General features: G+C 70.0%; 20 protein-coding genes. 7 read left to right on the top strand and 13 right to left on the bottom strand.

Going from position 1 to position 24,417, the window contains the following annotated elements; all coding sequences use genetic code 11:
- Positions 1-11 precede the first annotated feature (11 nt).
- Complete coding sequence (locus ABZ833_RS24145; RefSeq protein ID WP_361049893.1) at positions 12-1,223, top strand: acetate kinase; 1,212 nt, start codon at positions 12-14, stop codon at positions 1,221-1,223.
- A gap of 111 nt (positions 1,224-1,334) precedes the next feature.
- Entirely contained in the window at positions 1,335-2,765 is a 1,431-nt protein-coding gene (gene pyk, locus ABZ833_RS24150) for a pyruvate kinase (RefSeq protein WP_361049895.1), read from the top strand.
- A 118-nt stretch (positions 2,766-2,883) separates the two neighbouring features.
- Here pyk and ABZ833_RS24155 read toward each other — a convergent pair whose 3' ends face one another.
- The 4 genes from ABZ833_RS24155 to ABZ833_RS24170 all read right to left on the bottom strand — a co-directional run bounded on the left by ABZ833_RS24155 (position 2,884) and on the right by ABZ833_RS24170 (position 7,151).
- Positions 2,884-4,182 (bottom strand): hypothetical protein, encoded by a 1,299-nt coding sequence (locus ABZ833_RS24155; protein ID WP_361049897.1) that lies wholly within the window; start codon positions 4,180-4,182, stop codon positions 2,884-2,886.
- On the bottom strand, positions 4,172-4,726 hold the full coding sequence (locus tag ABZ833_RS24160) for a DUF6114 domain-containing protein (protein ID WP_361049899.1): 555 nt from the start codon (positions 4,724-4,726) through the stop codon (positions 4,172-4,174). Before ABZ833_RS24160 ends, ABZ833_RS24155 begins: the two co-directional genes overlap by 11 nt.
- 143 nt (positions 4,727-4,869) lie before the next feature.
- Positions 4,870-5,487, bottom strand: a complete 618-nt coding sequence (locus ABZ833_RS24165) for a DUF6230 family protein (protein WP_344518856.1) — start codon at positions 5,485-5,487, stop codon at positions 4,870-4,872.
- 677 nt (positions 5,488-6,164) lie between these two features.
- Positions 6,165-7,151 (bottom strand): tetratricopeptide repeat protein, encoded by a 987-nt coding sequence (locus tag ABZ833_RS24170; protein WP_361049901.1) that lies wholly within the window; start codon positions 7,149-7,151, stop codon positions 6,165-6,167.
- Between the two features lie 393 nt (positions 7,152-7,544).
- On the opposite strand from ABZ833_RS24170, the gene ABZ833_RS24175 reads away from it, so the two are divergent.
- Complete coding sequence (locus ABZ833_RS24175) at positions 7,545-8,195, top strand: TetR/AcrR family transcriptional regulator (RefSeq protein ID WP_361049903.1); 651 nt, start codon at positions 7,545-7,547, stop codon at positions 8,193-8,195.
- Positions 8,196-8,382: 187 nt separating this feature from the next.
- On the opposite strand, the gene ABZ833_RS24180 is transcribed toward ABZ833_RS24175, so the two are convergent.
- Both ABZ833_RS24180 and ABZ833_RS24185 read right to left on the bottom strand, forming a co-directional pair.
- Entirely contained in the window at positions 8,383-9,408 is a 1,026-nt protein-coding gene (locus ABZ833_RS24180) for an SDR family NAD(P)-dependent oxidoreductase (protein WP_361050774.1), read from the bottom strand.
- Between the two features lie 20 nt (positions 9,409-9,428).
- Positions 9,429-10,610 (bottom strand): UDP-N-acetylglucosamine--N-acetylmuramyl-(pentapeptide) pyrophosphoryl-undecaprenol N-acetylglucosamine transferase, encoded by a 1,182-nt coding sequence (locus ABZ833_RS24185; RefSeq protein ID WP_361049905.1) that lies wholly within the window; start codon positions 10,608-10,610, stop codon positions 9,429-9,431.
- A 132-nt stretch (positions 10,611-10,742) separates the two neighbouring features.
- Here ABZ833_RS24185 and ABZ833_RS24190 point away from each other — a divergent pair, with 132 nt between their 5' ends.
- Both ABZ833_RS24190 and ABZ833_RS24195 read left to right on the top strand, forming a co-directional pair.
- Positions 10,743-11,447: a response regulator transcription factor gene (locus tag ABZ833_RS24190; protein ID WP_361049907.1), complete on the top strand. Its 705-nt coding sequence runs from the start codon at positions 10,743-10,745 to the stop codon at positions 11,445-11,447.
- The gene (locus ABZ833_RS24195; protein ID WP_361049908.1) at positions 11,444-12,832 is read left to right on the top strand and encodes a HAMP domain-containing sensor histidine kinase; all 1,389 of its coding nucleotides are present in this window, start codon (positions 11,444-11,446) and stop codon (positions 12,830-12,832) included. Before ABZ833_RS24190 ends, ABZ833_RS24195 begins: the two co-directional genes overlap by 4 nt.
- Before the next feature lie 32 nt (positions 12,833-12,864).
- Here the strand turns inward: ABZ833_RS24195 and ABZ833_RS24200 are convergent, their stop codons facing one another.
- From ABZ833_RS24200 to ABZ833_RS24220, 5 genes are all read right to left on the bottom strand, one after another.
- Positions 12,865-13,923, bottom strand: a complete 1,059-nt coding sequence (locus tag ABZ833_RS24200; RefSeq protein WP_361049910.1) for an alpha/beta hydrolase — start codon at positions 13,921-13,923, stop codon at positions 12,865-12,867.
- A 218-nt stretch (positions 13,924-14,141) separates the two neighbouring features.
- The gene (locus tag ABZ833_RS24205) at positions 14,142-15,842 is read right to left on the bottom strand and encodes a methylmalonyl-CoA mutase family protein (RefSeq protein WP_361049912.1); all 1,701 of its coding nucleotides are present in this window, start codon (positions 15,840-15,842) and stop codon (positions 14,142-14,144) included.
- A 107-nt stretch (positions 15,843-15,949) separates the two neighbouring features.
- The gene (locus ABZ833_RS24210; RefSeq protein ID WP_344527649.1) at positions 15,950-16,282 is read right to left on the bottom strand and encodes a DUF3817 domain-containing protein; all 333 of its coding nucleotides are present in this window, start codon (positions 16,280-16,282) and stop codon (positions 15,950-15,952) included.
- Positions 16,283-16,382: 100 nt separating this feature from the next.
- On the bottom strand, positions 16,383-16,892 hold the full coding sequence (locus ABZ833_RS24215; protein WP_361049914.1) for a MarR family transcriptional regulator: 510 nt from the start codon (positions 16,890-16,892) through the stop codon (positions 16,383-16,385).
- A gap of 10 nt (positions 16,893-16,902) precedes the next feature.
- On the bottom strand, positions 16,903-18,252 hold the full coding sequence (locus ABZ833_RS24220; RefSeq protein ID WP_361049916.1) for an MFS transporter: 1,350 nt from the start codon (positions 18,250-18,252) through the stop codon (positions 16,903-16,905).
- 76 nt (positions 18,253-18,328) lie between these two features.
- Between ABZ833_RS24220 and ABZ833_RS24225 the strand changes: the two genes are divergently transcribed.
- Positions 18,329-19,315, top strand: coding sequence for a DUF5937 family protein (locus tag ABZ833_RS24225; RefSeq protein ID WP_361050777.1), 987 nt, complete (start codon positions 18,329-18,331; stop codon positions 19,313-19,315).
- A gap of 92 nt (positions 19,316-19,407) precedes the next feature.
- Positions 19,408-20,436 (top strand): glycoside hydrolase family 6 protein, encoded by a 1,029-nt coding sequence (locus ABZ833_RS24230; RefSeq protein ID WP_361049918.1) that lies wholly within the window; start codon positions 19,408-19,410, stop codon positions 20,434-20,436.
- A 7-nt stretch (positions 20,437-20,443) separates the two neighbouring features.
- Here ABZ833_RS24230 and ABZ833_RS24235 read toward each other — a convergent pair whose 3' ends face one another.
- Together ABZ833_RS24235 and ABZ833_RS24240 are read right to left on the bottom strand one after the other, a co-directional pair.
- Entirely contained in the window at positions 20,444-22,408 is a 1,965-nt protein-coding gene (locus tag ABZ833_RS24235; RefSeq protein WP_361049919.1) for a kelch motif-containing protein, read from the bottom strand.
- 3 nt (positions 22,409-22,411) lie between these two features.
- A complete protein-coding gene (locus tag ABZ833_RS24240; protein ID WP_361049921.1) occupies positions 22,412-24,241 on the bottom strand; it encodes a cellulose synthase catalytic subunit in 1,830 nt (609 codons plus the stop codon).
- Positions 24,242-24,417: the final 176 nt, after the last annotated feature.

Consider the following 24,417-nt stretch of genomic DNA (forward strand, 5'->3'; position numbering starts at 1 on the left):
GCATTCCTCCTGTGACCGCCACCCGCGTCCTCGTCCTCAACTCCGGCTCCTCGTCGGTGAAATACCAGTTGCTCGACATGCGCGACAGCTCCCGTCTCGCGGTCGGCCTGGTCGAGCGCATCGGCGAGGAGACCTCACGGCTCAAGCACACCCCGCTGACGGGCGGCGGCGAGGAGCGTGAGCGCGAGGAGCCGATCGCCGACCACGAGGCCGCCCTGAAGGCCGTCTCCGCCGAGCTGACCGCGGACGGGCTCGGCCTCGACTCCCCCGAGCTGGCCGCGATCGGCCACCGCGTGGTGCACGGCGGCCTGAAGTTCACCGCGCCGACGGTCGTCACGGACGAGGTGCTCGCGGAGATCCAGCGGCTCGTCCCGGTGGCCCCGCTGCACAACCCGGCCAACATCACCGGCATCCGCACGGCCCAGGCGCTGCGTCCGGACCTCCCCCAGGTCGCCGTCTTCGACACGGCGTTCCACACGACGATGCCGGAGTCGGCCGCCCGCTACGCGATCGACGTGGCCACCGCCGACCAGCACCGCGTGCGGCGCTACGGCTTCCACGGGACGTCGCACGCGTACGTGTCCCGCGAGACCGCCGGGCTGCTCGGCAAGGCGCCCCAGGACGTGAACGTCATCGTGCTGCACCTGGGCAACGGCGCCTCCGCGAGCGCCGTGCGGGGCGGCAGGTGCGTGGAGACCTCGATGGGGCTCACGCCGCTTGAGGGGCTCGTGATGGGTACCCGTTCCGGTGACGTGGACCCCGCGGTCGTCTTCCACCTGGCCCGCGTCGGCGGGATGTCGATCGACGAGGTCGACACCCTGCTCAACAAGAAGAGCGGTCTGGTCGGTCTCTGCGGCGACAACGACATGCGGGAGATCCGGCGCCGCATCGACGAGGGCGACGAGGCGGCCGCGCTCGCCTTCGACATCTACATCCACCGTCTGAAGAAGTACATCGGCGCCTACTACGCGGTGCTCGGCCGGGTGGACGCCATCGCGTTCACGGCGGGGGTCGGTGAGAACGCGGCGCCGGTGCGGGAGGCTGCCGTCGCGGGTCTGGAGGAACTGGGGCTCGCGGTCGACGGAGAGCTCAACGCTGTACGTTCCGACGAGGCTCGCCTGATCTCGCCGGAGTACGCACGGGTCGCGGTCGCCGTCGTCCCCACGGACGAGGAGCTGGAGATCGCGCGGCAGACCTATGCACTGGTCGGAAACCCGTCATAAACGCAATACATCAGGAATTCATTACCGCAACGCCTGAGCGCACTTCCGCCCATTTGTAGATTCCACCAGACGGAATATTCCGAAGCGAAACAAACCGATAGGATCGCCCCCATGCGCCGTTCCAAAATCGTCTGCACGCTGGGCCCCGCCGTCGACTCCGAAGAGCAGCTCGTCTCGCTGATCGAAGCCGGCATGAATGTGGCCCGCTTCAACTTCAGCCACGGCACGCACGCCGAGCACCAGGGCCGGTACGACCGTGTCCGTGCCGCTGCCGACAAGACCGGCCGTGCCGTCGGCGTCCTCGCCGACCTGCAGGGTCCGAAGATCCGTCTGGAGACCTTCGCCGAGGGACCCGTCGAGCTGGTGCGCGGTGACGAGTTCACCATCACCACCGAGGACGTCCCCGGCGACAAGTCCATCTGTGGCACCACCTACAAGGGCCTGCCCGGAGACGTCTCCAAGGGCGACCAGGTCCTGATCAACGACGGCAACGTCGAGCTGCGCGTCGTCGAGGTGGACGGCCCGCGCGTCAAGACGATCGTCGTCGAGGGCGGTGTCATCTCCGACCACAAGGGCATCAACCTGCCCGGCGCGGCCGTGAACGTGCCCGCGCTCTCCGAGAAGGACGTCGAGGACCTGCGCTTCGCCCTGAAGATGGGCTGCGACATGGTCGCCCTGTCCTTCGTGCGCGACGCCGGCGACGTCAAGGACGTCCACAAGGTGATGGACGAGGAGGGCCGCCGGGTCCCCGTCATCGCCAAGGTGGAGAAGCCGCAGGCCGTCGACAACATGGAGGGCGTCGTCGCGGCCTTCGACGCCGTCATGGTCGCCCGTGGTGACCTGGCCGTCGAGTACCCGCTCGAGAAGGTCCCGATGGTGCAGAAGCGCCTCGTGGAGATGTGCCGCCGCAACGCCAAGCCGGTGATCGTCGCGACCCAGATGATGGAGTCGATGATCACCAACTCGCGCCCCACGCGCGCGGAGGCGTCCGATGTCGCCAACGCGATCCTCGACGGCGCGGACGCGGTCATGCTGTCCGCCGAGTCGTCCGTGGGCGCCTACCCGATCGAGACCGTCAAGACGATGTCGAAGATCGTCGTGGCGGCCGAGGAGGAGCTGCTCTCCAAGGGCCTGCAGCCGCTCGTGCCCGGCAAGAAGCCGCGTACGCAGGGTGGTTCGGTGGCCCGTGCCGCGTGCGAGATCGCGGACTTCCTGGGCGGCGAGGCGCTGATCGCCTTCACGCAGTCCGGTGACACGGCCCGCCGTCTGTCCCGCTACCGCGCGGCCCAGCCGATCCTGGCCTTCACCACCGACCAGGCCACCCGCAACCAGCTCACCCTGAGCTGGGGCGTGGACTCGTACGTCGTGCCGCACGTCGACAACACCGACGCGATGGTCGAGCTCGTCGACGCCGAGCTGGTCCGTCTCAACCGCTTCAACGACGGCGACACCGTGATCATCACCGCCGGTTCGCCCCCCGGCGTCCCCGGCACCACCAACATGGTCCGGGTGCACCACCTGGGCGGCGGAGAGCGCGACTGAGGTCCTCCGCAGGACACCTGGTACGACGCTGAGGGCGCCCCCTGGTTCAGGGGGCGCCCTCAGCGCTTTTTGCGGCTCCCGGTGGGGTCTTGCCGACCGGCCGCTGATCGCAGGACGATCAGTCGGTGATCGTCTGGCTCAGGCCGGGTACGTGCAGGTTGCCGCCGAACTGGCCCGCCTGCTTGACCTTCACGTCCGTGAAGTAGATCAGCGGGATGTTCAGGGGCGGCGGGTGCTCCGGGTCGAACGTGATCGGGATCAGGCCGAAGAGCTTGCCGGAGATCGACTCGGTGTACATCGTCGTCTCCCCGCCACGGATCGTGGACGTGGAGCCCTTCTCGGCCTGGACGTGGTACTTCTTGCCGGCCGGTCCTTCGACGATCTGGTGCAGGTCGCCGATGTCCGTGTTCTGGACGACGTACTTCAGTGCCTGCTTGGACTGGCCGTTGGGCATCGTCAGGTTCACGACGCCCTGGTAGTCCGCGCCCTTGAGGGTCAGCGAGCTGGCTTCCAGGTTCCACGGCTGGTTCGGGATCGGCGCGGGCGTCTGCTCGCCCTTTCCGTCGACCTTCTTCTCGACCACGCACGGGAACGGCTTCTTGCCGTTCTCGTCCGGTGCCATCGGGTCCTCGGCCTTGTCCTTGGCCTTGTCGACCGTGTCCTCGGCCTTGTCGGCACCGTCCTTGACGCCGTCCGTGACTCCGTCGACCGTGTCCTTGACGGGCTTGGTGACGTCGTCGACGGTGTCCTTCGCCTTGTCCTCGGCGGACTCCGAGGACTCGGCCTCCTCCGAGGCGGAGGGGGTCGGCGTGGGGCTCGCGGATTCCTTCTCGTCGGGCGTGAAAAGGTCCTTGAGAGCGGGACCGACACCCAGCGGGTCCAGCGGGTTCTTGGTCTCGGAGGGCTCCGGAGCAGGCTCTTCGGCCTTGTCGGCCTCGTCCTTCGAAGCGGACGAATCCGGCTCGGCCTTGTCGCCGTCCGAGCCCGCGTCGTCACCGGCGGAGGGCGAGGGCGTCGGCTCGGCGGTGGCCTTGCCGGAGTCGTCCTTGCCGCTCTTGTCGGCCTTCTCGGCGGCGTCCTTCTCCGCCTGCTCGGCCTTCTCCTTCTCCGCCTTCTCCGCGGCAGCCTTGTCGGCTTCCTTCTCTGCGTCCTTGGTGGCCTCGGATGCGTCGTCCGGCGCCGTGACGCACGGGCCGTCCTGGAAGGGGTTCTTCGGCAGCGGCTTGGCCTGCGCGAGCTGGGGGGTCAGTCCCATGCCCATGAGGACGGCGGTCGGCATGGCCGCGATGGCTATCGCCTTGCCCGCCGGCACGTGCAGGCGGGTGAGGAGCGGCTTTCTGGGTGCCGCGTGGCGCGGCCCGGATCTCGCGCGGGGCTCACCCGCGGAGTCCAGTTGGTGCACCTCGTCAGCCGGCACGGTGCCTCCCGTTCGTCCCGTTGTCCGGGCTCGTTCCTGACAGATCGTCCGTAGTGCCGCTCACCCCGTTCGCGGCCCCCGCGGCCGCGGGCTCCGGCGCCCCGCCGTCGGACCTGTCGGCCCGTCCCTTCGCGGATCCCTTCGCAGGCTTGTCCGCCGCCCAGGAGATGCCGAGGGCACCGCCGAGCAGGGCGAGCAGGAAGCCGATGACGAAGCCGCCGAAGTTGGAGACCACCAGAGAGACCAGGGCGAGCAGAATCGCCGCGACACCCGCGAAGATCCGGGAATGCGGCTGGAACCACATGGTCAGGCCGAGCACGACAAGCAGGACGCCAATGATCAGCGAGCCGGCACCGGCGGTCGTCGCCATCCGGATCGTCATCGTGCCGATCGTGAGGTTCGCGTACGGGAAGTACATGATCGGGAGGCCGCCGAGCAATGTCAGCAGGCCACCCCAGAACGGGCGCTGACCGCGCCACCCTCGGAACGATTGGCGCATCCGACCGAGCTTATCGCCCAGTCCCACTTGCGCTTCGGCGCTCATGTCGTACAGCTCCTCGGGGAATGGCGTTGGTTCTGTGTGTGCTGCGGATTCGGGCACGGGGACGGTGTGAGGTCAAGATTCCGTCGCGCCCCCGCGCCCGGCCGTGCTGCGCAACAAGTACCGCTCTTAAGGCATCAATTGCCTCAGTAGCACTCGTGCTTGCCCTTCTTGACCGACATGGCCAGACCAGAGAGCTTGAAGGTGCCGGCGGTGGTCGCCCACGCGCGCTGCTTGACGTCGGTGAACCGCACCTTGTCAGCCTGCTGCGCGAACGAGTCCGGGGCGTACTTGTCGCCCTTCGCCGGGCCGGGGCCCTTGGTGGTCTGGTCGACCGAGACGCCGATGTCGACGTTGGTGAACGTCGCATCCGCCTTCAGGTCATCGGCGTCGATGTAGAGCTTCTTCGCCTCGACCCTCGGGCCGCCCTTGCCGCCGGCCTTGAGGGTCATCGACACATCGCCGAAGACGGGGACCGGAACGACGACGGACTGACACAGGTTGGTGATCTTGGCCGAGTTGAGGCCGACGACGGCGACCGGGTGGTTACCCGACTTACCGCTGTCAAGCGCCCCGTACTGGACGAAACCCGTACCGTCGAGCTGGTCGGCAGTCACCTTGAACTGCTGACCGGACACACTGAACGATGCCGCGAGTGCACCCTGCGAGAGGGCCACGCCTATCGCGGCAGTCGCCGCGACGCTCGGCACCATGACTACGGCGAACCGCTTCCATCTGGTTCCGCCACGAGCCACGGACTCCATGACTTTCCTCCTTCTCGGACGTACATCTCCGGCCCTGACTGGTCCCGTTCGGGCGGCTCAGTCGGGCAGGGATGGGAGAAGCGCTACGTCCTCGGGAAGGAGAGCGCCCGCATGGGAGGCGCGCAACTGCGCCACTCAGCACCGGCGATCACCCCCGAGCGACAACCACTGGTCGCACGCGACACGCACAACCTGCCGGACAGGCCCTGCCGGATGGCAGAGACCCCCCTGTCCAAGACCGGTGACGGGGTGTCTCCGGCCTGCTCGGTGGGGACCCAGAAACCCCGCTCCCGACTGGCTTTCGGGCTGCGGGTTATTGGACCGAGCGTCGCCGATCGTGGTGCATTCTCGGCCCCCGCACAAGGGGGTTCGTTACTGGCTAGTAACGGCGCGATAACCGAACCACGACCGCGCGGTATCGGTCGGCCACAGACGGTGTCCCCATGGCCAGGAACAGACCGGGATGTTGAAGGGCACAACAGGACAGAAGGCTGGCCTGGGCTTACTCCAAGTAACAGTGGCCGCGTTTACCAAGATTTGGTAAAGCGCGGCCACTGTGACGCCTTGGAAGCGGTTTTTTCACTCGGGCATCACAAGCCCCAGCGTTTAGCGACTGGTCAGCGAACGGCTCGCGAGGGGTCGAACAGCCTGGCGCACGGAGTGGCCGAACGGCTGTGTCAGAAAAGCACCCGTGCGAGCTGCGTGCGCGCCGCGGTCACCCGCGGGTCGTCCGAGCCGACCACCTCGAGGAGTTCGAGCAGCCGCACGCGCGCGGCGTCCCGGTCCTCGCCCGCCGTGCGCCGGACCGCCTCGATGAGCCGCCCGAAGGCGTCCTCCACATGACCGCCCACCAGGTCGAGGTCGGCGGCGGCGATCTGCGCGGCCACATCTGCGGGACGGTCGGCGGCGTCCTTGCGGACCTGCTGCGCGTCCAGGCCCTGGACACGCTGCAGCAGTTCGGCCTGGGCGAGGCCGAGCTTGGCCTCCGTGTTGCCCGGGTCGTCGCTCAGCACATTGCGGTAGGCCTGCACGGCTCCGGCCAAGTCGCCCGCGTCCAGCGCCTGGACGGCGGCTTCGAGCAGGGCGTCGTACGGACCGGCGGGCACCTCGGCGACGGGGGCTTCCTGCTGCTCCCCGTCCTGGGCGTCCGCGTCGACGGCGAGACCGGTGAGACCGAAGCGCTCCTCGCCGACCTGGATCAGCTGGTCCAGGGTCTGACGGATCTGCTCCACCGGGGCCGCGCCCTGGAAGAGCGGCAGGGCCTGTCCGGCCACCACCGCGAAGACGGCCGGGATCCCCTGGACCCCGAACTGCTGCATCAGCATCTGATTGGCGTCTACGTCGATCTTGGCGAGGACGAAGCGGCCGTTGTACTCCCGCGCGAGGCCTTCGAGCAGCGGGCTCAGCTGCTTGCACGGCTCGCACCACTCGGCCCAGAAGTCGATGACTACGGGCACTTCGGTGGAGCGCTGGAGGACCTCGCGCTCGAAGCCCGCCTCGTCGACGTCGATGACGAGACTCGACGGGGAGACCGCGGGGACCGCGCCCCCGCCCTGCCTGGCCGCTTCGGCGCGCGCCTGCTCCGCCTTCGCCTTGGCCTCCTGGGCCGCCTTCACGGCGGCGAGGTCGACGACTCCGCTCATGGACATGTTCCGTGGCTGCATGAGTACATCCTCCCCCAAGCCGTGCGGGAACCGCGCCCGTCCGGAGCCCCCCGCCGGATTGCGGGGCTACGGACGGCCGTGGCGCCAAGGTCCCGAGGAGGACCGATGGTTGTGGCGCGGGGTCCCCACCCCGTGCCGGTGCCGCTGCTGTGGTTGTCGCTGTGCTGTGTCGCCGTGCTTTGTGGCTGTGCTGTGTCACTGGTTGCCGCTCGGCGAAGGAGCGTGGGCGCCGAGGAGGAATTGCCGTTCGTCCCGCCCACATCTCTTTCGCTACGAGTCGTAGCGTAACTGTCCTGCGCTGCCGCGTGGGAGGCGGACCTGCGTGAACTTCGGTGATCTGCCTCACTCGGCCGCCGCTCCGGCCTCTTCCGTACTGGCCGGTATGGTCACGGGATGCAGAGCCGCATCCCCCCTCACGCCCGCACCGGCGGCCGCCCCCGCAACGCCGCGGCGGACACCGCGATCCTGGAGTCGACCCGCCAGGCCCTGGTCGAACTGGGCTGGTCCAAGCTGACGCTCGGCGACGTCGCCACGCGCGCGGGGGTCGCCAAGACGACGCTGTACCGGCGCTGGGCGGGCAAGAGCGAGCTGGTCGTGGACGCGGTGGCGGAGCTGTTCGACGAGCTGGAGCTGCCGGACCGCGGCAGCCTCGCGGCGGACATCGAGGGTGTGGTGCTCCAGTTCGCGGCGCTGCTCGGCCGTCCCGAGACGAAGACGGCGCTGATGGCGGTGGTGGCCGAGTCGACCTCGGACGAACCGCTGCGGGAGCGGATCCGTACGTCGATCGTGGACCGCCAGAAGCGGCTTGTCCTCGCGGGGCGGAAGCGGGCGCAGGAGCGGGGCGAACTCCCTCCGGAGCCGGACCCCGCCGCCGCCGGGCGGACGGCCGACCTCATCTTCGACGTGATCGCCGGAGCGGTGGTCCACCGGGCCCTGGTCAGCGCGGAGCCGGTCGACGAGGACTGGGCCGCGCGTTTTACGTTGCTCTTGCTGGGCGGGTTGGCCGCGGCGGCGGCTGGCCCGGAGGCCTCCACCGCCCCCTGACGTCACCCCTCCACGGGGCAGCGCGCCTGCGGCTGCGGCTGGACCCGGACCGGGGATTCCCCTCCCCAGATGATCCGGGGCAATCGGGCGGGTGGGTGGGAATGACGCCGCGCAGCGGCGAACCCGCAGCGCGCAGCGAAGCCGCCGGGCGGAGGAAGGCGCTGCTCCCGCCCACCGCAGGTGCCCCTCAGACCTGGTAGCGGTCCGCCGCGAAGAGGCGGAGGTTGTCCGCGACCCACTCCGACGTCCGCTTCAGGCCCTCCGCCAAGGAGACCTCCGGAGTCCACCCGGCCCACTCCCTGGCCCGGGAGTTGTCCGACAGGAGCCGCTGCACCTCGCTGCCCGAGGGACGCAGACGCGCCGGGTCCACGACCACCTTCGCCTCGCGCCCCGACGCCTCGATCAGCGCCTCCGCCAGGTCACCGATCGAGATCTCCTGGCCCACCCCCAGGTTCACCGCGTGACCCACGGCCGCCTCGCACTCCGCCAGCGCCATGAAGCCCCGCGCGGTGTCCGTCACGTACGTGAAGTCGCGCGTGGGCGTGAGCGAGCCCAGCTTGATCTCCCGTGCCCCGGAGTGCAGTTGGGCAAGGATCGTGGGGATCACCGCGCGGGCCGACTGCCGCGGACCGTACGTGTTGAAGGGGCGCACCACCGTCACCGGCAGCTCGAAGGCGTGCCAGTGCGACAGCGCCATCATGTCGGCGCCTATCTTCGACGCGGAGTAAGGCGATTGGGGCTGGAGCGGGTGCTCCTCCGAGATGGGGGCGGTCAGCGCCGTCCCGTACACCTCACTCGTCGACGTGTGGACGAGCCGCCGCACCGCATGCCGCCGGCACGCCTCCGCCACGTTCTCCGTGCCGACGACGTTCGTCTGGACGTACGCCCCCGGTGAGTCGTACGAGTACGGGATCCCGATCAGCGCGGCCAGGTGGAAGACCGTGTCGCAGCCCTCCACCGCGTCCATCACACGCCCCGCGTCCCGGACGTCGCCCGCGAGCATCTCGACCCGCGGGTCCCCGAGGAGATGCGCGAGGTAGCCCTTCTCCGCGTACGGCTTGTAGTGCACGAAGGCGCGGACCTTCGCGCCCTGCTCAAGGAGCAGGTCGACGAGCGTCGAGCCGATGAACCCCTCGGCCCCGGTGACGAGGACCGTGCGGCCCGCCCAGCCGAAGGTGCCGTCCCCAGTGGTGGCGTTGCTGCTCGCGCTCATGCTCGTGCTCGGGCTCGTGCTCATGCGTACTCCAAGTGCGTGGTGTGGTCGGTGAGTTGGATGACCCGCTCGGCGAGCAGATCGGCGGCGTGCGCATGCGGGCCCGGATCGGCCGCCCCGCTCATCGCGGCGAGCCGCGCAGGATCGGCAAGGAGCGGCCCGACGAGCTCGGCGAGCCGCGCCGCCGTCGTCTCGCCGTCGGGCAGGAGCAGGCCCGCGCCCGCGTCGGAGAGGACCCGTGCGTTGTGCGTCTGGTGGTCGCCGGGAGCGTGCGGATAGGGGACGAGCACGGCCGGGACGCCGGTGGCGGCGAGTTCGGCGACGGTCGCCGAACCGGCGCGGCAGACCACCAGGTCGGCCGCGGCGTACGCGAGGTCCATCCGGTCGAGATAGGGCACGGCCTTGGCGACCGCGTCCCCGCCCGACTCCACGAGCCGCCGCCGCGTCTCGTCGAGCGCGGCAGGCCCCGTCTTGATCAGCAGATGCACGTCGGAGCGGTGCCGCCAGCTCGCCGCGAGCCCCACCGCCGCCTCGGTGAGACGGGCCGCGCCGAGACTGCCGCCGTTGAACAGCAGCATCCGGGCCCCGTCCGGCACCCCGAACTCCCGGCGGGCCTCGGCCCGCAGCGCCCCCCGGTCGAGCACGGCGAGCGGCGCCGCGATGGGCATCCCGGTGGTGTACGCGCGCTCGCCGCCCGGCAGATGCTCCCGGCTGCGGTCGAAGGCGACCGCGATGTTCGGGGTGAGGCGGGCCGCGAAGCGGTTGGCGCGGCCGGGCACGGCGTTGGACTCGTGGATCAGGCTGGGCAGCCCCGCCATCCGGGCGCCGACGATGACGGGAGCGCTGGGATAGCCGCCCATCCCGACGGCGACCTGAGCGCCCTGCGCCCGCAGGATCGCCCGGCACTGGGCGCCGGACTTCACCAGGGCTGCGGGCAGGAGATACCGCTTGGCGCCGAGCGACGGGTCGAAGGGGATCATGTCGACGGTGTGCAGGCGGTACCCGGCGTCCGGTATCAGCCGGGTCTCGAGCCCCCGTTCCGTGCCGACGAAGGAGACGACCGCGCCCGGCACGGCACGGCGCAGGGCGTCGGCGAGGGCGAGCCCGGGATAGATGTGTCCACCGGTGCCGCCCGCGCCGATGACGACGGAGAGAGGGGCACGGGCCCCTGACTCGGGAGATCGCATATCGGGTGTTCGCATGGCAATGGAGCATCACGAGCAGGTCTAAGAGGGTTTTAAGAGCCGCGTTTGGCACCTTTGGACCATGAGATCTCCGAGGAGCTCGCCCTGCGGGCAGCCAGGCCGCCCCCGTCGCACCCAGGCAGGCCCCGCGTGACCACACCCCCCGCGCCCAAGATCCTCGTGGTCGACGACGACCCGGAAGTCCGCGCGGCGGTGGAGGACGCCCTCACGATCGAGGGCCACTCCGTCCGCGGCGCCGCCGACGGGAGCCGCGCGCTCGGCGCCATCGCCCGGTGGGAGCCGGACCTCGTGGTCCTGGACGTGATGATGCCGGTGATGGACGGCCTCGCCGTCTGCCGCCAGATGCGCGCCATCGGCGACCGCACCCCGGTCCTCGTCCTCACCGCCCTCGGCTCCGTCAGCGAACGCGTCGACGGCCTCGACGCGGGCGCCGACGACTATCTGGTGAAGCCCTTCGCCCTCGACGAGCTCGTCGCCCGCGTCCGCGCCCTCCTGCGCCGCGCCGCCCCGGAGCAGCACTCCCCCGCCGACGGCGACGACCTCGCGTACGCCGATCTCGTCCTGGACCCGGCGACCCGCACCGGCCACCGCGGCCACCGCGCCGTCGAGTTCAGCCGCACCGAGTTCGCCCTCCTCGAACTGCTCCTGCGCAACGCGGGACAGGTGCTCCCGCGCGAGCTGATCCAGGAGTCGGTCTGGGGGCGCGACTTCGGGCCCGACTCCAACTCCCTTGCCGTGTACGTCGGTTACCTGCGCCGCAAACTGGAGTCGGGCGGCGAGCCCCGCCTCGTGCACACCGTGCACGGCGTCGGCTACCGGCTCGGCAGCCCATGAGCGCCCGGCGCAGGCTCGGTGCCCGGTGGCGGCGCAGGCGTCCGCTGCGCACCCGGCTCGCGCTCGCCGCGGCGGCGGCCGTCGCGCTGGTCGCGGTCGGGGTCTGCGTGGCCGCGTTCCTCGTCATCCGCTACAAGCTCTACCAGCAGCTCGACCAGAACCTCACCCAGTCGGCGACCCTCATCGCCCAGCAGCGGAACTACGACAACGAGCCGGGCGTCCTGACGGGCGAGTGCCGTTTCCTGGGCGCCCCCGCCTGCTCCCAGATCGTCCCGGCCGACCCGGCCGACGATCCGTCGAAGCCCTATCTGCTCCCGGTCACCCACTCCACGCGGCTGGTCGCGGGCGGCAAGGCCTCGCCGTACTACACGAGCCTCACGCTCCAGGGGCGGCCGACCCGGATGTACACCACCCACTACGGCAAGGGGGACGCCGTCCAGGTCGCCCTGCGCGCCGACATCGCCGAGCGCGGCGTGCGGCAGGCCGCCGGGCTCCTGTCGGCGGTGGGCGGCGCCGGGGTGCTCCTGTCGGGGCTCGGCGGCTACTGGGTCTCGCGCACCGGCCTCGCCCCGGTCGCCCGCCTCACCGCCACGGCGGAACGCATCGCGGCGACCCGCGACGCCCGTCACCGCATCGAGCTGCCGCCGGGCCCGCCGGGCCGCGAGGACGAAGTGACGCGCCTGGCCGCCTCGTTCAACGCGATGCTGGCCGAGCTGGAGAAGTCGGTCACCGCACAACGCCGCCTGGTCGCCGACGCCTCGCACGAGCTGCGCACTCCGCTGACCGCGCTGCGTACGAACGCCGAACTCCTCGCCCGCGCCGACCGGTTGAACGAGGCTCAGCGCGAACGGGCGTCCGGCGCGCTCGCCCGCCAGCTGCGCGAAGTCACCGGCATGGTCAACGACTTGATCGAGCTGGCCCGCGACGAGGAGCCGCAGCCCCTCCTGGAGGAAGTGCGGCTCGCTCCCCTGGTCGCCCATGTCGTGGACGCGGCGCGCGGCCACTGGCCGCAGGTGCCCTTCACGCTCCAGGTGACGCCGGAAGCGGCGGACCTGAGCATCCCCGGGGTCCCCGCGCGCCTCTCGCGCCTGGTCACCAATCTCCTGGACAACGCGGCCAAGTTCAGCCCGCCGGGCACCCCCGTGGAGGCCTCCCTCACCGCCACCGCCCTGACGGTCCGCGACCACGGGCCCGGCATCGCGGAGGAGGACCTTCCCTATGTCTTCGACCGCTTCTACCGCGCGGAGAAGGCCCGCGCCCTGCCGGGCTCGGGCCTGGGTCTCGCGATGGCCCGCCAGATCGCCCACGCGCACGGAGCGGAGCTCTCGGCGGAGAGGGCGCCGGGCGGGGGCGCACTGTTCAGACTGACGCTGGGCCGGAATTAAGCCCGTCCGGCGATTGAGGACATTGGTGACCGCTAGCGAGACCAGGCGCAACTGCCAAGAGTGGCCCGCTCCTTGGCGACGAGGCTGTCCGCTTCCCGCGCGGGCAGGACGCGGCTGTGCTTGCCGCGGCAGATGACCGTCCGGTCACCGTGTCCGGCCAGGTCGACCAGGATCTGGTCCCAGTGGCGGTACTGCACGTCGTGCCCGGAGTCCGCGTACGTCCGCACCTTCGCCTTGCCGGGCAGCGCGTCCTGCCAGGTCTTGAGCGTCGCCGGCGGCACCGTCGTGTCCTTCTCGCCGCCGTAGAGGTACACGGGGGCGTCCAGCTTCTTCAGGTCCGGGCCCGGCCGTCCGCAGTACAGCTTCTGCTCGTGCACCTGCGGCGCGGGGTCCGCCTGCTGGCCGCGCTGGTTGTAGGTGCGCGCGCCTTCCTCGTACGCCGTGTCGGCGAAGCCCGGTATCGACTTCACGGGGCTGTCGTCGGGGAAGGCCCACCACTTGCGCGGGTCCCTGATGGAGTCCTTGACGGTGTCGGCCAGCTCGTCGTCGGACATCGAGCAGTACGCGGGCTTCGCGCCGTAGGGCGGCAGGGCCGCCGCGAGGTGCAGCGCCGAGATCCGCCCGGGGGCGCGCCCGGCGAGCTCCGCGGCGTACGGACCGCCGCCCGAGATCGCGATCACGCTCACGTCGTCCACGCCGAGCTTGTCGAGGACCTCGAGGGTGTCGTCGGCGAAGTCGGCCTTGCCGAGCTTCTCGTCGTACTCCGTGTCACCGAAGCCGTTGCGCTCGACGGAGATGAGACGCAGGCCCAGGTCCTCGCGGGTCGTGCGGAAGAAGTCCGTCATGTGCGCCGCGCGGGCGCTCGTGCCGGTGCCGCCTATGAAGAGGACGGGCTTGCCCTTCTTGTTCCCGGTGTCGGAGTAGTGAGCCGTCCGGCCGTTCGACAGCTTCGCCGCGTGCACCTCCGGGCCCAGCGAGTCGAAGGTGTCCTGGACCTTCGGCTCGGCCGGCGGGCTCGCGCTCACCTCACCGGAGCCGTACACCGTCAGCGCACCGAGCAGAGTGAGCGTGGCGGCTCCAATGGCGATCACAGCGGTACGAGTGGGGCCGGGCAGGCTCACGGGTGACACAGGGTGACTCCAGGGGCAGGACGGTTGGACGGGCGGCGCCTACCCAGCCCCGTGCATCTGACACCCATGACTTTCAGCCGACCGCCGACGGGCGCCCCTTTAGGGGCGCGGGGAACTGCGCGACCAGCCAAAACAGGCCCGCAGATCCCCACACACCCAAAGCATCCAAAGCGCCCGAACTAGAACCCCGGAGGCTCCGTGTAAATCCCCCACTCGTCCCGCAGGGCGTTGCAGATCTCCCCCAGCGTCGCCTCCGCGCGGACCGCCTCCAGCATCGGGGCGATCATGTTCGACCCGTCCCGCGCAGCCGCCAGCATGGCGTCCAGCGAGGCCCGTACCCGCGCATCGTCCCGCGCCGAGCGGCGCGCGCCGAGGACCTTGACCTGCTCCCGCTCCACCTCGTGGGAGACCCGCAGGATCTCCAGGTCGCCGGTGACGGAGCCGTGGTGGACATTGACGCCCACGACGCGCTTGTCGCCCTTCTCCAGGGACTGCTGGTACTGGAACGCCGACTCGGCGATCTCCCCGGTGAACCAGCCGTCCTCGATGCCGCGCAGGATCCCGGAGGTGATGGGCCCGATGGGGTGCTGCCCGTCCGGGTGCGCCCTGCGCCCCCGCTCCTTGATCTGCTCGAAGATCTTCTCGGCGTCGGCCTCGATGCGGTCGGTGAGCTGCTCGACGTACCAGGAGCCGCCCAGCGGGTCCGCCACGTTGGCGACGCCCGTCTCCTCCATGAGCACCTGCTGCGTGCGCAGCGCGATCTCGGCGGCCTGCTCGCTCGGCAGCGCGAGGGTCTCGTCGAGGGCGTTCGTGTGCAGGGAGTTCGTGCCGCCGAGGACCGCGGAGAGGGCCTCGACAGCGGTGCGTACGACGTTGTTGTAGGGCTGCTGTGCCGTCAGCGAGACGCCCGCGGTCTGCGTGTGGAAGCGCAGCCACTGGGCCTTGTCGGTCTTCGCGCCGTACACGTCGCGCATCCAGCGGGCCCAGATCCGGCGCGCGGCGCGGAACTTGGCGATCTCCTCGAAGAAGTCCAGGTGCGCGTCGAAGAAGAAGCTGAGTCCGGGCGCGAAGACGTCCACGTCCATGTCGCGGCTCAGGCCGAGTTCGACGTACCCGAACCCGTCCGCGAGCGTGTACGCGAGCTCCTGCGCGGCCGTCGCACCGGCCTCGCGGATGTGGTATCCGGAGACGGACAGGGGCTTGTACGCGGGGATGTCGCGCGCGCAGTGCTCCATCAGGTCGCCGATGAGGCGCAGGTGCGGCTCGGGCTGGAAGAGCCACTCCTTCTGCGCGATGTACTCCTTGAAGATGTCCGTCTGGAGCGTGCCGTTCAGGACGGCCGGGTCGATGCCCTGCCGCTCGGCGGCGACCAGATACATGCAGAAGACGGGGACGGCGGGTCCGGAGATCGTCATCGACGTCGTCACGTCACCGAGCGGGATGTCCTTGAACAGGACCTCCATGTCGGCGGCCGAGTCGATGGCGACCCCGCAGTGCCCGACCTCGCCGAGGGACTGGGGCTCGTCGGAGTCCCGGCCCATCAGGGTCGGCATGTCGAAGGCCACGGAGAGACCGCCGCCGCCGTTGGCCAGGATCATCTTGTAGCGCTCGTTCGTCTGCTCGGCGTTGCCGAAGCCCGCGAACTGGCGGATGGTCCAGGTCCGGCCGCGGTAGCCGGTGGCGTGCAGTCCGCGGGTGAAGGGGTATTCGCCGGGCCATCCGATCCGCTCGAAACCCTCGTACGTGTCCCCGGGCCGTGGCCCGTAGACCGGCTCGACCGGGTCACCGGAGAGCGTGGTGAAATCCGCGTCGCGCTTCTTCGCGGTGTCGTACCGGGCCTGCCAGCGACGGCGGCCCTCCTCGATGGCGTCAGCGTCCATACCCTCGAATTTACTAGGACGTCCTAGTAAATGTCGAGGCGCTGCGGCATCAGCTGCTCCGCAGCGGGGCCACGGGTATGTCCGTGGCGGTGTTTGCCGCAGTGGAGCTAGGCCTTCGCGGTGGCCGGCGAGCCGTCGACGATCAGCGGCTCCACCTCGCGCACGACCTTGCGCTCGACGAAGAACGCGGCCGTCGGGATGGTGCCGGAGACGAGCACCCACAGGAGCTTGCCGAACGGCCACTTCGCCTTGGAGCCCAGGTCGAAGGCGAAGATCAGGTAGATGATGTAGAGGACGCCGTGGACCTGGGAGACGACCAGCGTCAGGCCCTCGCCCTTGTCGAAGCCGTACTTGAAAATCATGCAGGTGCACAGCACGAGCAACATGACGGCGGTGACATAGGCCATCACCCGGTAACGGGTCAGCACGCTTCGCTTCATGCCCACGAGCGTATCGGCCCGTTTTGCGCGATCTTCCGGCGGCCCCGCTTCCGGTTACGCGCGCCCGCTACTGCCGCCCTACCGCTCCCCTACTGCCCGTCTACTGCTCGTCGAAGTCCTCGGCCGCCACCCGCAGCGGCCGCAGCATCGCGAAGATCTCCGCGCACTCCTCGGCGTCGTAGACCCCGAGCCCGAAGTCCATGGCCATCAGCTCGCGCGTGGCCGCCTCGACGACCTCGCGGCCCTTCTCCGTGATGGAGGCGAGGGTGCCGCGCCCGTCGTTCGGATTGGGGCGCTTGTCGACGAGGCCGGACTTGACCAGCCGGTCGACGGTATTGGTGACGGAGGTGGGGTGAACCATCAGGCGCTCGCCGATCTTGGACATCGGCAACTCGCCCGCCTGCGAGAACGTGAGAAGCACCAGCGCCTCGTACCTCGCGAAGGTCAGTCCGTACGGCTTGACGACGGCGTCGACCTCGGCGAGCAGGATCTGGTGCGCCCGCATGATCGAGGTGATCGCGCCCATGGCCGGTACGGATCCCCAGCGCTGCTTCCAGAGTTCGTCGGCGCGGGCGATGGGATCGAAGGGGAGGCTGAGCGGCTTCGGCACGCCAAAGACCTTACCCGCCGGTCATATGGTGGTCAGCCCCGTCTCGCGATTCGGTCACGCGTTCCCGTAGGTTGGCGGGTTTGCCCTCTTCCCCTCCGTCGTCCGTACGGTGCGTGGCGCGGACCTCGGCGGCCAGGACCAGGCAGCAGACCGTGCCGAGCACACCCGAAGCCATGACGACGGTGCTCACCGCGAAGAACTCCGCCGCGAGCCCGGCGAGCGCCATCCCGACTCCCTGGATCGTCATGAGCCCCGCCGTGTGCACGGTCATGGCCCGCCCGCGCAGCTCCTGGGGCACGGCGTCGACGAACCACCGGTCGACACCCAGCGTGTACGCGGATCCCGCGCCGGCGAGCGCGAGCGCGAGCATCGCCCACAGGAGGCCCGGGGTGACGGCGTACACCGTGAGCGGCAGGAGCGTGAAGGAGGCGAGCGGCAGGGCGATGCGGGCCCGGGTGGTCGCGGAGAGCGCGGACCCCGCGTACAGCTCCGCCGCGATCGTGCCGACCGGCAGCGCGCACATCAGGAGTCCGACGCCCGCGACGCCGACGCCGATCTGGTCCGCGTACGGAGCGGCGAGCGCCTCCGGGGCGACCATGAACATGGGCGGCGCCCACAGGAGGAGCAGCAGCGCCCTGATCCGCCGGTCGCCGAGCACCTGCCGCGCGCCGCCGAGCGAGTACTTCACCAGCGCGGAACCACCGCCCCCGCGCGCGGGTCTGCGCTGCGTCCCGCACCGCAGGAACAGCGCGGACGCGGCGAACGTGCCCACGGTGATGAGGAGCGCCTCGCGCGGCGACACGACGGTGAGCAGGACGCCGCCGAGCCCGAAGCCGACGAGCACGGAGCTCTGCGAGACGATCCGCAGCAGGGAACGCCCGAGGACGAACAGGTCGCCGTCCCCGAGGATGTCGGCGAGGGTCGCCATCCGCGTCCCGTTGAACACGGGCGAGACGACGGCGATGACGCACCGCAGCGCGAGCAGCCCGAAGACGGGCGTGACGGGCAGGGCCATGAGGGCGGCGCACGCGGCACACACGACGTCGCACACCACGAGTACCCGCCGCGGCGGGTACCGGTCGGCGATCCCGGACAGCAGGGTGCCGCCCACGAGATAGGGCAGCATCCCCAGCGCGAAGGTGAGCGCGCTGAGCAGCGGCGACCCGGTGAGCCCGTACACGAGCACGGTGAGCGCGACCTCGCTGACGACGACGCCGAGCAGCGAGAGGGCGTGCGCGAGGAAGACGGCACGGAACTCACGGATCTTGAAGAGGCGGAGGTAGCCCGGGGGTTCGGAGGTGCACTTTTCTGGGGTGTGCTTGTCTGAGGTGCGGTTGTCTGAGGTGTGCTCGTCGGACATGTCCGCACCCTGCACGGGCCCGCGCCGGTCGCCCTAGAGTTTCGGCTCCAGGCGAATCGTGGGGGGGGTGGGAGCCGTGCCGGACCGGCTGCACTTCGGGCCCGACGATCTCTTGCGGTGCCGGTTCGCCGTCTCGCCGCTGTGGGAGACGCAGGAAGCCGTGCGCACCCTCAAGCGGCCCGACCGGCACGGCTACCACCCGCAGTGGCTCCGGCGGATCCGCGACGCGAGCGCCGGGCTCGAACTCCGGACGCTGTGGCTGCTGATGCCGCAGCGCGGCTACTCCCCCGACTTCATCGGCCCTCCGCCCATCGGCCCGGCCGCCACCTTCGAGGAGGAAATCGCGGCCGTGCGCGCCGCCGACCCCGAAGCCGCGCGCGAGGAGCTGACGCGCGCGCTCGCCTGCACCGCGGGAGCCGCCGAATCGCCGCAGGGGCGCGCGCTGCTCGCCGATCCGGCGCGCGCGGTGCGGGCTCTCGCCGACGCCATGGAGGCCGCCTGGCACACCCTCGTCGAGCCCGACTGGCCCCGGCTCCGCGCGCTCCTGGAGGCGGACGTCGCCTTCCATTCGCGGCGGCTCGCGGAGGTCGGCCTCGGCGCGCTCGTCGCCGAGCTCGACCCGAGGTTCACCTGGGATGCGGAGACCCTGACCGTCGCGCGCAGGGGCGACCACGTGCGGCAGTTGGCGGGGCAGGGCCTCGTCCTGATGCCCAGCGTCTTCACCTGGCCCGACGTGGTGGGCGGCCACGAGCCGCCCTGGCAGCCGACCCTGGTCTATCCCGCCCGCGGGATCGGCGGCCTCTGGGCCGAGCCGAGCGACCGTACGTCCGAAGCGCTCGTACGGCTCCTGGGGCGGGGCAGGGCGAACGTCCTGGCCGCGCTCACCGACCCGGCCACCACCTCGGCCCTCGCGCATCGCCTGGGGCTCGCCCCCTCGTCCGTCTCCGCGCACCTCGGCGCCCTGCGCGGCGCCGGGCTGCTGGTCTCGCGGCGGTACGGGCACCAGGTGCTCTACGAACGCACCCCGCTCGGCATCGCGCTGGCGAGCGGCGGCGGCATCTGAACATCGCCCGGCGTCCGGCCCGGTGTCGTAACCAAGGGTGATTGGCCCCTTATGTAACGATTGCCGTCGTTACCGTCGCCCAAGGGGGCTGGATGCACCGCCTGGTCCGTACGTTCACCGCACTCACGGCCCTCACGGCCCTCGCGCTCACGGCAGGGTGCTCGTCCGACTCCGGCTCCCAGGGCAAGGAAAGGGCTGCGTCCGAGGCAGGACCCTCCACCGAGGCCGCGAAGAAGACACAGAGCGCCTTCTGGGTCGACCCGCAGAGCGCCGCCGCCCGGCAGGTCAGGCAGTGGGAGCAGGAAGGCCGCACCCAGGACGCCGACGCCCTGAAGCGGATCTCCGAGCAGCCCATGGCCGTGTGGCCCGCGGGCGACGACCCGGTGCCGGACATCAAGGCGGCCGTCGACGGCGCCGCGCAGGCCGACCGCACCGCCGTACTCGTCGCGTACAACATCCCGCACCGCGACTGCGGCCAGCACTCCGCGGGCGGCGCGCACAGCTCGGACTTCTACCGGCAGTGGATCGACAAGTTCGCGGGCGCCATCGGCGAGAGCCCGGCCGTCGTCATCCTGGAGCCGGACGCGATCCCGCACATCGTCGACGGCTGCACCCCCGCCGAGTACCACGCCGACCGCTACCAACTGCTCTCCGAAGGCATCCAGCGGCTCAAGCAGCAGCAAAAGGTGAAGGTCTATCTGGACGCGGGCAACCCAGGCTGGATCAACCAGGCGGACAAGCTCGCGCAGCCGCTCCAGCAGGCCGGGATCGCACAGGCCGACGGCTTCTCGCTGAACGTGTCGAACTTCCAGAGCGACGGGACCATCAAGGCGTACGGCCGCAGCCTCTCGGGGATCGTCGGCGGCAAGCACTTCGTGATGGACACCAGCCGCAACGGCAAGGGCCCGCTCGCAGGCGACCGCGCGGACGCCTGGTGCAATCCGCCGGGCCGCGGCCTCGGCACCCCGCCCACGGACAAGACCGGTGACGCGCTGCTCGACGCGGTCCTGTGGATCAAGCGGCCCGGCGACTCGGACGGACCGTGCCGCGGCGGCCCGGCGGCGGGCCAGTGGTGGCCCGACTACGCGCTCGGTCTCGCGCGCAACGCCAAGGCCACCTGACCGGCACTCACTTCTGCCCGACGTGGATCCACTTCGCCTCTGACGACGTGCCGTCCTGGTCCGTCACGAACAGCATGTACCAGCCGGGCGGCACCAGAGCGGTGTCGCCCTTGGGCACGTCCACCGTCACCTCGCCCTTGCCCTTGGTGAGGCCGAGCGCGATCGACCGCTGCTCGACGTCCGTCGTGTGCGTCACCGCGCTGGGACGCATCAGGCGGGCCGAGGCGATCTTCTCGGGCGTCTTCGTGCGGAACGTCGCGCGGCCGTCCGCCGCCAGCTGCTCGGGGCCCTCGCCGAGGACCGGCCGGTTGTTGCCCGCCTTGTGCAGCGTGGGCGGCGTGAAGACCTCCATGCGCTGCTCGAAGTGGCCGAGCTTGGTGTTCTCCTGGTTGTCGAAGAGCGGGTCGGAGCCGAAGGTGACGACCCGTCCGTCGGGCAGGAGCAGCGCCTCCGAGTGGTAGTTGCGGCCCACCTTGGGGGACGCCGCCTCGCGGAAGCTGTTCGTCCTGGGGTCGTAGAACTGCGCCTTGAGGATGTTGCTGCCGCCGCGTCCCCGGTAGTCCTTGGAGCCGTTGGACGTGAACACCGAGTCGTCCGGCAGGATCACGCTGTTCAAGTAGCGGGTTCCCTGCGGGAGTTCGGGCCCGGTCTTGAAGGCGGGGCTGTCCTCCTTGAGGTCCACCACGGCCGTGCGCCGGGTCGCCTTGTCGGACTCGCCGACGCCTCCGCCGCCCAGGATCATCACCTTCTGGTCCTGCGCCGGGGGCAGCAGGACGGACGCGGACGTCTCGGTCTGGTCGAGGTCGACGAGGCCGGGGATCTTCTCGAACTTGTTGGTCTTCAGGTCCCACAGGCCCGGGTCGCGCCCCTTGTCGGCGGGCCCGTAGCCCGCGTTCGACGCCGGGTAGAAGAGCTTGCCGCCCTTGGTGAGGAAGAGCGCGGGGTAGGTCGGGAAGTAGCGCTTGGGCCCGTTGGTCCACTTCTTCGTCTTCGGGTCGTAGATCTCGTTGTCGCCCGGGTCGATCATGCCCACGTCGTCGAGGCCGGAGACCGCGAGCACCTTGCCGTCGTCGAGACCGACGAGCGTGGGGTACCAGCGGGCCTTCTCCATCGGCTCCACGGGGACGTACTTCTCGGCCTTAGGGTCGAACTCGTACGCCGCCTTGATCCCCTGGAAGTCCTGCTTGTCCATGGTGATCTTCTCGGCGATCCCGTAGGCGTTGTCCGCGTCCTTGCCGGTGAGGCCCTCGATCTCGTACTGCGCGGACTTCTCGTTGACGAACTCCTCGCCCTCCTTTGCCGCTTCGACGAAGACGCGGGTCTCGCTCGCCTTGACGGTCGTCTTCCAGGGCTGCATCACACCGGACTTGTTGTACGTGATCTTGTAGTCCCGCTTGGCCTTGGGGACCTTCACGTCGAACTTGCTCACGTACTCGACGCCCGACGGGGAACGGAAACGGGTGCCCTTCTTGAGGACGATGGCCTTGTCGGGGCTCTCGTTCTTGACGCGCATGCCGCCGCCGGCCCGGTTGATCTCGCCGTCGAGGAGTTCGTAGCGCGCCGTGCCGCCCGCCACCAGCAGGCGCCCGTCCGGGAGTTGGGCGTGCCCCGAGCAGAAGAAGTCCTCCGGGGTCGCGACCTTCTTGAAGGTGTCCGTCCTCGGGTCCCAGAGGATCGTGTCGAACGACCCCTTGTCGAACTTCTTCTGCTCGTTCCCGGAGCCCGCGACGATCAGGACCTTGCCGGTGTGCAGGAGCGCGGCGTGGATGGCGTTCGTGCGGTACTCGTCGGGGATGCCGATCTGCTTCCAGGAGCCGTACTTCGCCTTGTAGCCGGGCTGGGCGATCTTGTACGCGTAGTACCTCTCCTCGGCGAAAGAGAGTGCCGCCGGTGCGTTGAGTCCGACGAGCAGCACGCCCGCCCCGACTCCGAGGAGCGTCTTCTTGGTCCGCTTAGAGGGCCGGTAAGCCATGGGTCAGTTCCCTCCTGTCGTCGTACCGGTGGCGAACGCCGGCTCCGGCTCGCCGTCCGCGCCGCCCGGGACGCCCAGGCCTTCCGCGTCCTGCCTGCCGCGCTGCCGCGCCCTCTGGCGGGCCTCGCCGTGCACCTTGCGTTCCTTGCGCTCCTTGACCAGCGTGAAGCTCCAGATCGCGATCGGCGCGAGCGAGATGACCATCGCGAGCACGGCCCAGGTGCGCATCGCCACGTGGGTGTGGCCGAGCACGAACGAGGCGGCCAGCGAACTGGCGAGGACCGCCGCCCAGAAGAGATGGATCCGGAAGGTCATCACCCGGTCCGGGCTGGCGTCGCCGCCCTTGGGCGTGACCACGAAGCGGCTCGGGCGGCGCAGGACGGCGGCGCCGAGCGACTTGGCGTAGATGGGCGCGGAGAGCGCGGACATCGCCATGCCCGCGAGGCCTCCGGAGCCCTCCGGTTCGTGCGGGGAGACGTTGTGGCGGCGGTTCCACAAATAGAGCCCGACCTGGAGCGCTGCCGCGTCGCTGTAGAGCATCAGCCAGACGGAGGCGGCGACTTGGGTCCCGGACGCGCCGAACCACAGGAAGAGCACGCAACTCAACACACCCAGAAGCCAGTTGACGGCCGTCATGGGGTAGTAGACGAGCATCATCGTGTACGAGAAGAGACGGCCGGGCGGCATCGTGAACGGCGCCTTCCAGTACTGCTTGAACAGCGTCTCGTACGTCCCGCGCGACCAGCGCATCTGCTGGGTGAAGAAGTCCGTCCAGGAGGCGGGTCCCTCACCGACGGCGAGCACGTCCGGGGTGTAGACGGACCGCCAGTGCTTCCTGGTGAGGGGGTTCTTGTGACGGTGCAGCTCGAAGCCGGTCGCCATGTCCTCGGTGATGGAGTCGTACAGGCCGCCGACCTGACGGAGCGCCTGGATGCGTACGACGTTGTTGGTGCCGACGAACATGGGCGCGCGGTAGCGGTTGCCTGCGCGCTGGATCAGGGCGTGGAAGAGGAACTGCTGGGACTCGGCGGCCTTGGTGACGGGAGAGTCGTAGTTCCCGTAGACCTGGGGCCCGACGACGAACGCCACATCCTCGTCCCGGAAGTAACCCATCATCCGCTCGAGGAAGTTGGGGAGGGGGACGTGGTCGGTGTCCACCGAGGCGAAGAAGTCGTAGTCGCCGCCGTGCATCGCGAGCCAGGCGTTGTAGTTGCCGTGCTTGGTGCGGGCCTTGTGGACGCCCTTCTTGCGGTTCCACTCGGGGACGCCGTTGCGGGTGAAGTGGAGTACGCCGAGTTCGCCGCAGAGCGCCTTGGCGTCCTCGCTGTCCCCTTCGTCCAGGAGCCAGACGTCGAGGGGTCCTGTGTGGTGTATCCGCTTGGCCCCTTCGAGGGTGGCGCGGACCATGCTGAGGGGTTCCTTGCCGGGGACGTACGTCGTGAGGAAGGCGACGCGGGTGCCGGGCTCGGGGGTGACCGGTATCGGGTCCCTCGCCACCATCGTCGCGTGGGCGATCGAGATGACGTTGACGAGCATGAAGAGCTCGATGAGCCCGATCGCGACGAGCATCGTGACGTCGAGTCCGATGAGCCAGCGGTCGGCGCCCTCGCGTTCCGTCCAGTGGGTGGGCCAGACGAGGTAGACGAGGAGGAGACCGGTGAGGACGGGCGCGAGCGTCATGAGGATGACGGCTCGTATTCGGTGGGGCTCACGGGAGAGCAGCTTGCTGTACTGCACCCGATAGCGATCACTGCTGCCGCCGTCGCCGTCCGGCTCGGTGAGCGGTCCGGCGAGTGTGCTGTGGGTGTCGTAGTCGTAGCCCTCCGGCCGCACAGCGCCCTCCAGGTCTTGGGTGATCTGGCAATGGCAGGTTCAGGTGCGAACAAGCCGATACCCACACAAAAGGGGAGTTTCTTCGGCGTGTCGAACCGGGTGCGTCCGTGCGGGCGGTTTTAGGGTGAGCGGTTTGGCTGCGGTTGCGGGACACGCTGAGGGATGCGGGGCAATCG

It is taken from the genome of Streptomyces sp. NPDC047525 (genome assembly GCF_040643025.1).
Classification (GTDB): Bacteria; Actinomycetota; Actinomycetes; order Streptomycetales; family Streptomycetaceae; genus Streptomyces; species Streptomyces durmitorensis.

Excerpts from the sequence above, each read along its gene's own strand:
- pyk (WP_361049895.1), top strand. The coding sequence starts at position 1,335 with ATGCGCCGTTCCAAAATCGTCTGCACGCTGGGCCCCGCCGTCGACTCC.
- ABZ833_RS24160 (WP_361049899.1), bottom strand. The coding sequence starts at position 4,726 with ATGAGCGCCGAAGCGCAAGTGGGACTGGGCGATAAGCTCGGTCGGATG.
- ABZ833_RS24165 (WP_344518856.1), bottom strand. The coding sequence starts at position 5,487 with ATGGAGTCCGTGGCTCGTGGCGGAACCAGATGGAAGCGGTTCGCCGTA.
- ABZ833_RS24170 (WP_361049901.1), bottom strand. The coding sequence starts at position 7,151 with ATGCAGCCACGGAACATGTCCATGAGCGGAGTCGTCGACCTCGCCGCC.
- ABZ833_RS24175 (WP_361049903.1), top strand. The coding sequence starts at position 7,545 with ATGCAGAGCCGCATCCCCCCTCACGCCCGCACCGGCGGCCGCCCCCGC.
- ABZ833_RS24180 (WP_361050774.1), bottom strand. The coding sequence starts at position 9,408 with ATGAGCGCGAGCAGCAACGCCACCACTGGGGACGGCACCTTCGGCTGG.
- ABZ833_RS24185 (WP_361049905.1), bottom strand. The coding sequence starts at position 10,610 with ATGCGAACACCCGATATGCGATCTCCCGAGTCAGGGGCCCGTGCCCCT.
- ABZ833_RS24195 (WP_361049908.1), top strand. The coding sequence starts at position 11,444 with ATGAGCGCCCGGCGCAGGCTCGGTGCCCGGTGGCGGCGCAGGCGTCCG.
- ABZ833_RS24205 (WP_361049912.1), bottom strand. The coding sequence starts at position 15,842 with ATGGACGCTGACGCCATCGAGGAGGGCCGCCGTCGCTGGCAGGCCCGG.
- ABZ833_RS24210 (WP_344527649.1), bottom strand. The coding sequence starts at position 16,282 with ATGAAGCGAAGCGTGCTGACCCGTTACCGGGTGATGGCCTATGTCACC.
- ABZ833_RS24220 (WP_361049916.1), bottom strand. The coding sequence starts at position 18,252 with ATGTCCGACGAGCACACCTCAGACAACCGCACCTCAGACAAGCACACC.
- ABZ833_RS24230 (WP_361049918.1), top strand. The coding sequence starts at position 19,408 with ATGCACCGCCTGGTCCGTACGTTCACCGCACTCACGGCCCTCACGGCC.
- ABZ833_RS24235 (WP_361049919.1), bottom strand. The coding sequence starts at position 22,408 with ATGGCTTACCGGCCCTCTAAGCGGACCAAGAAGACGCTCCTCGGAGTC.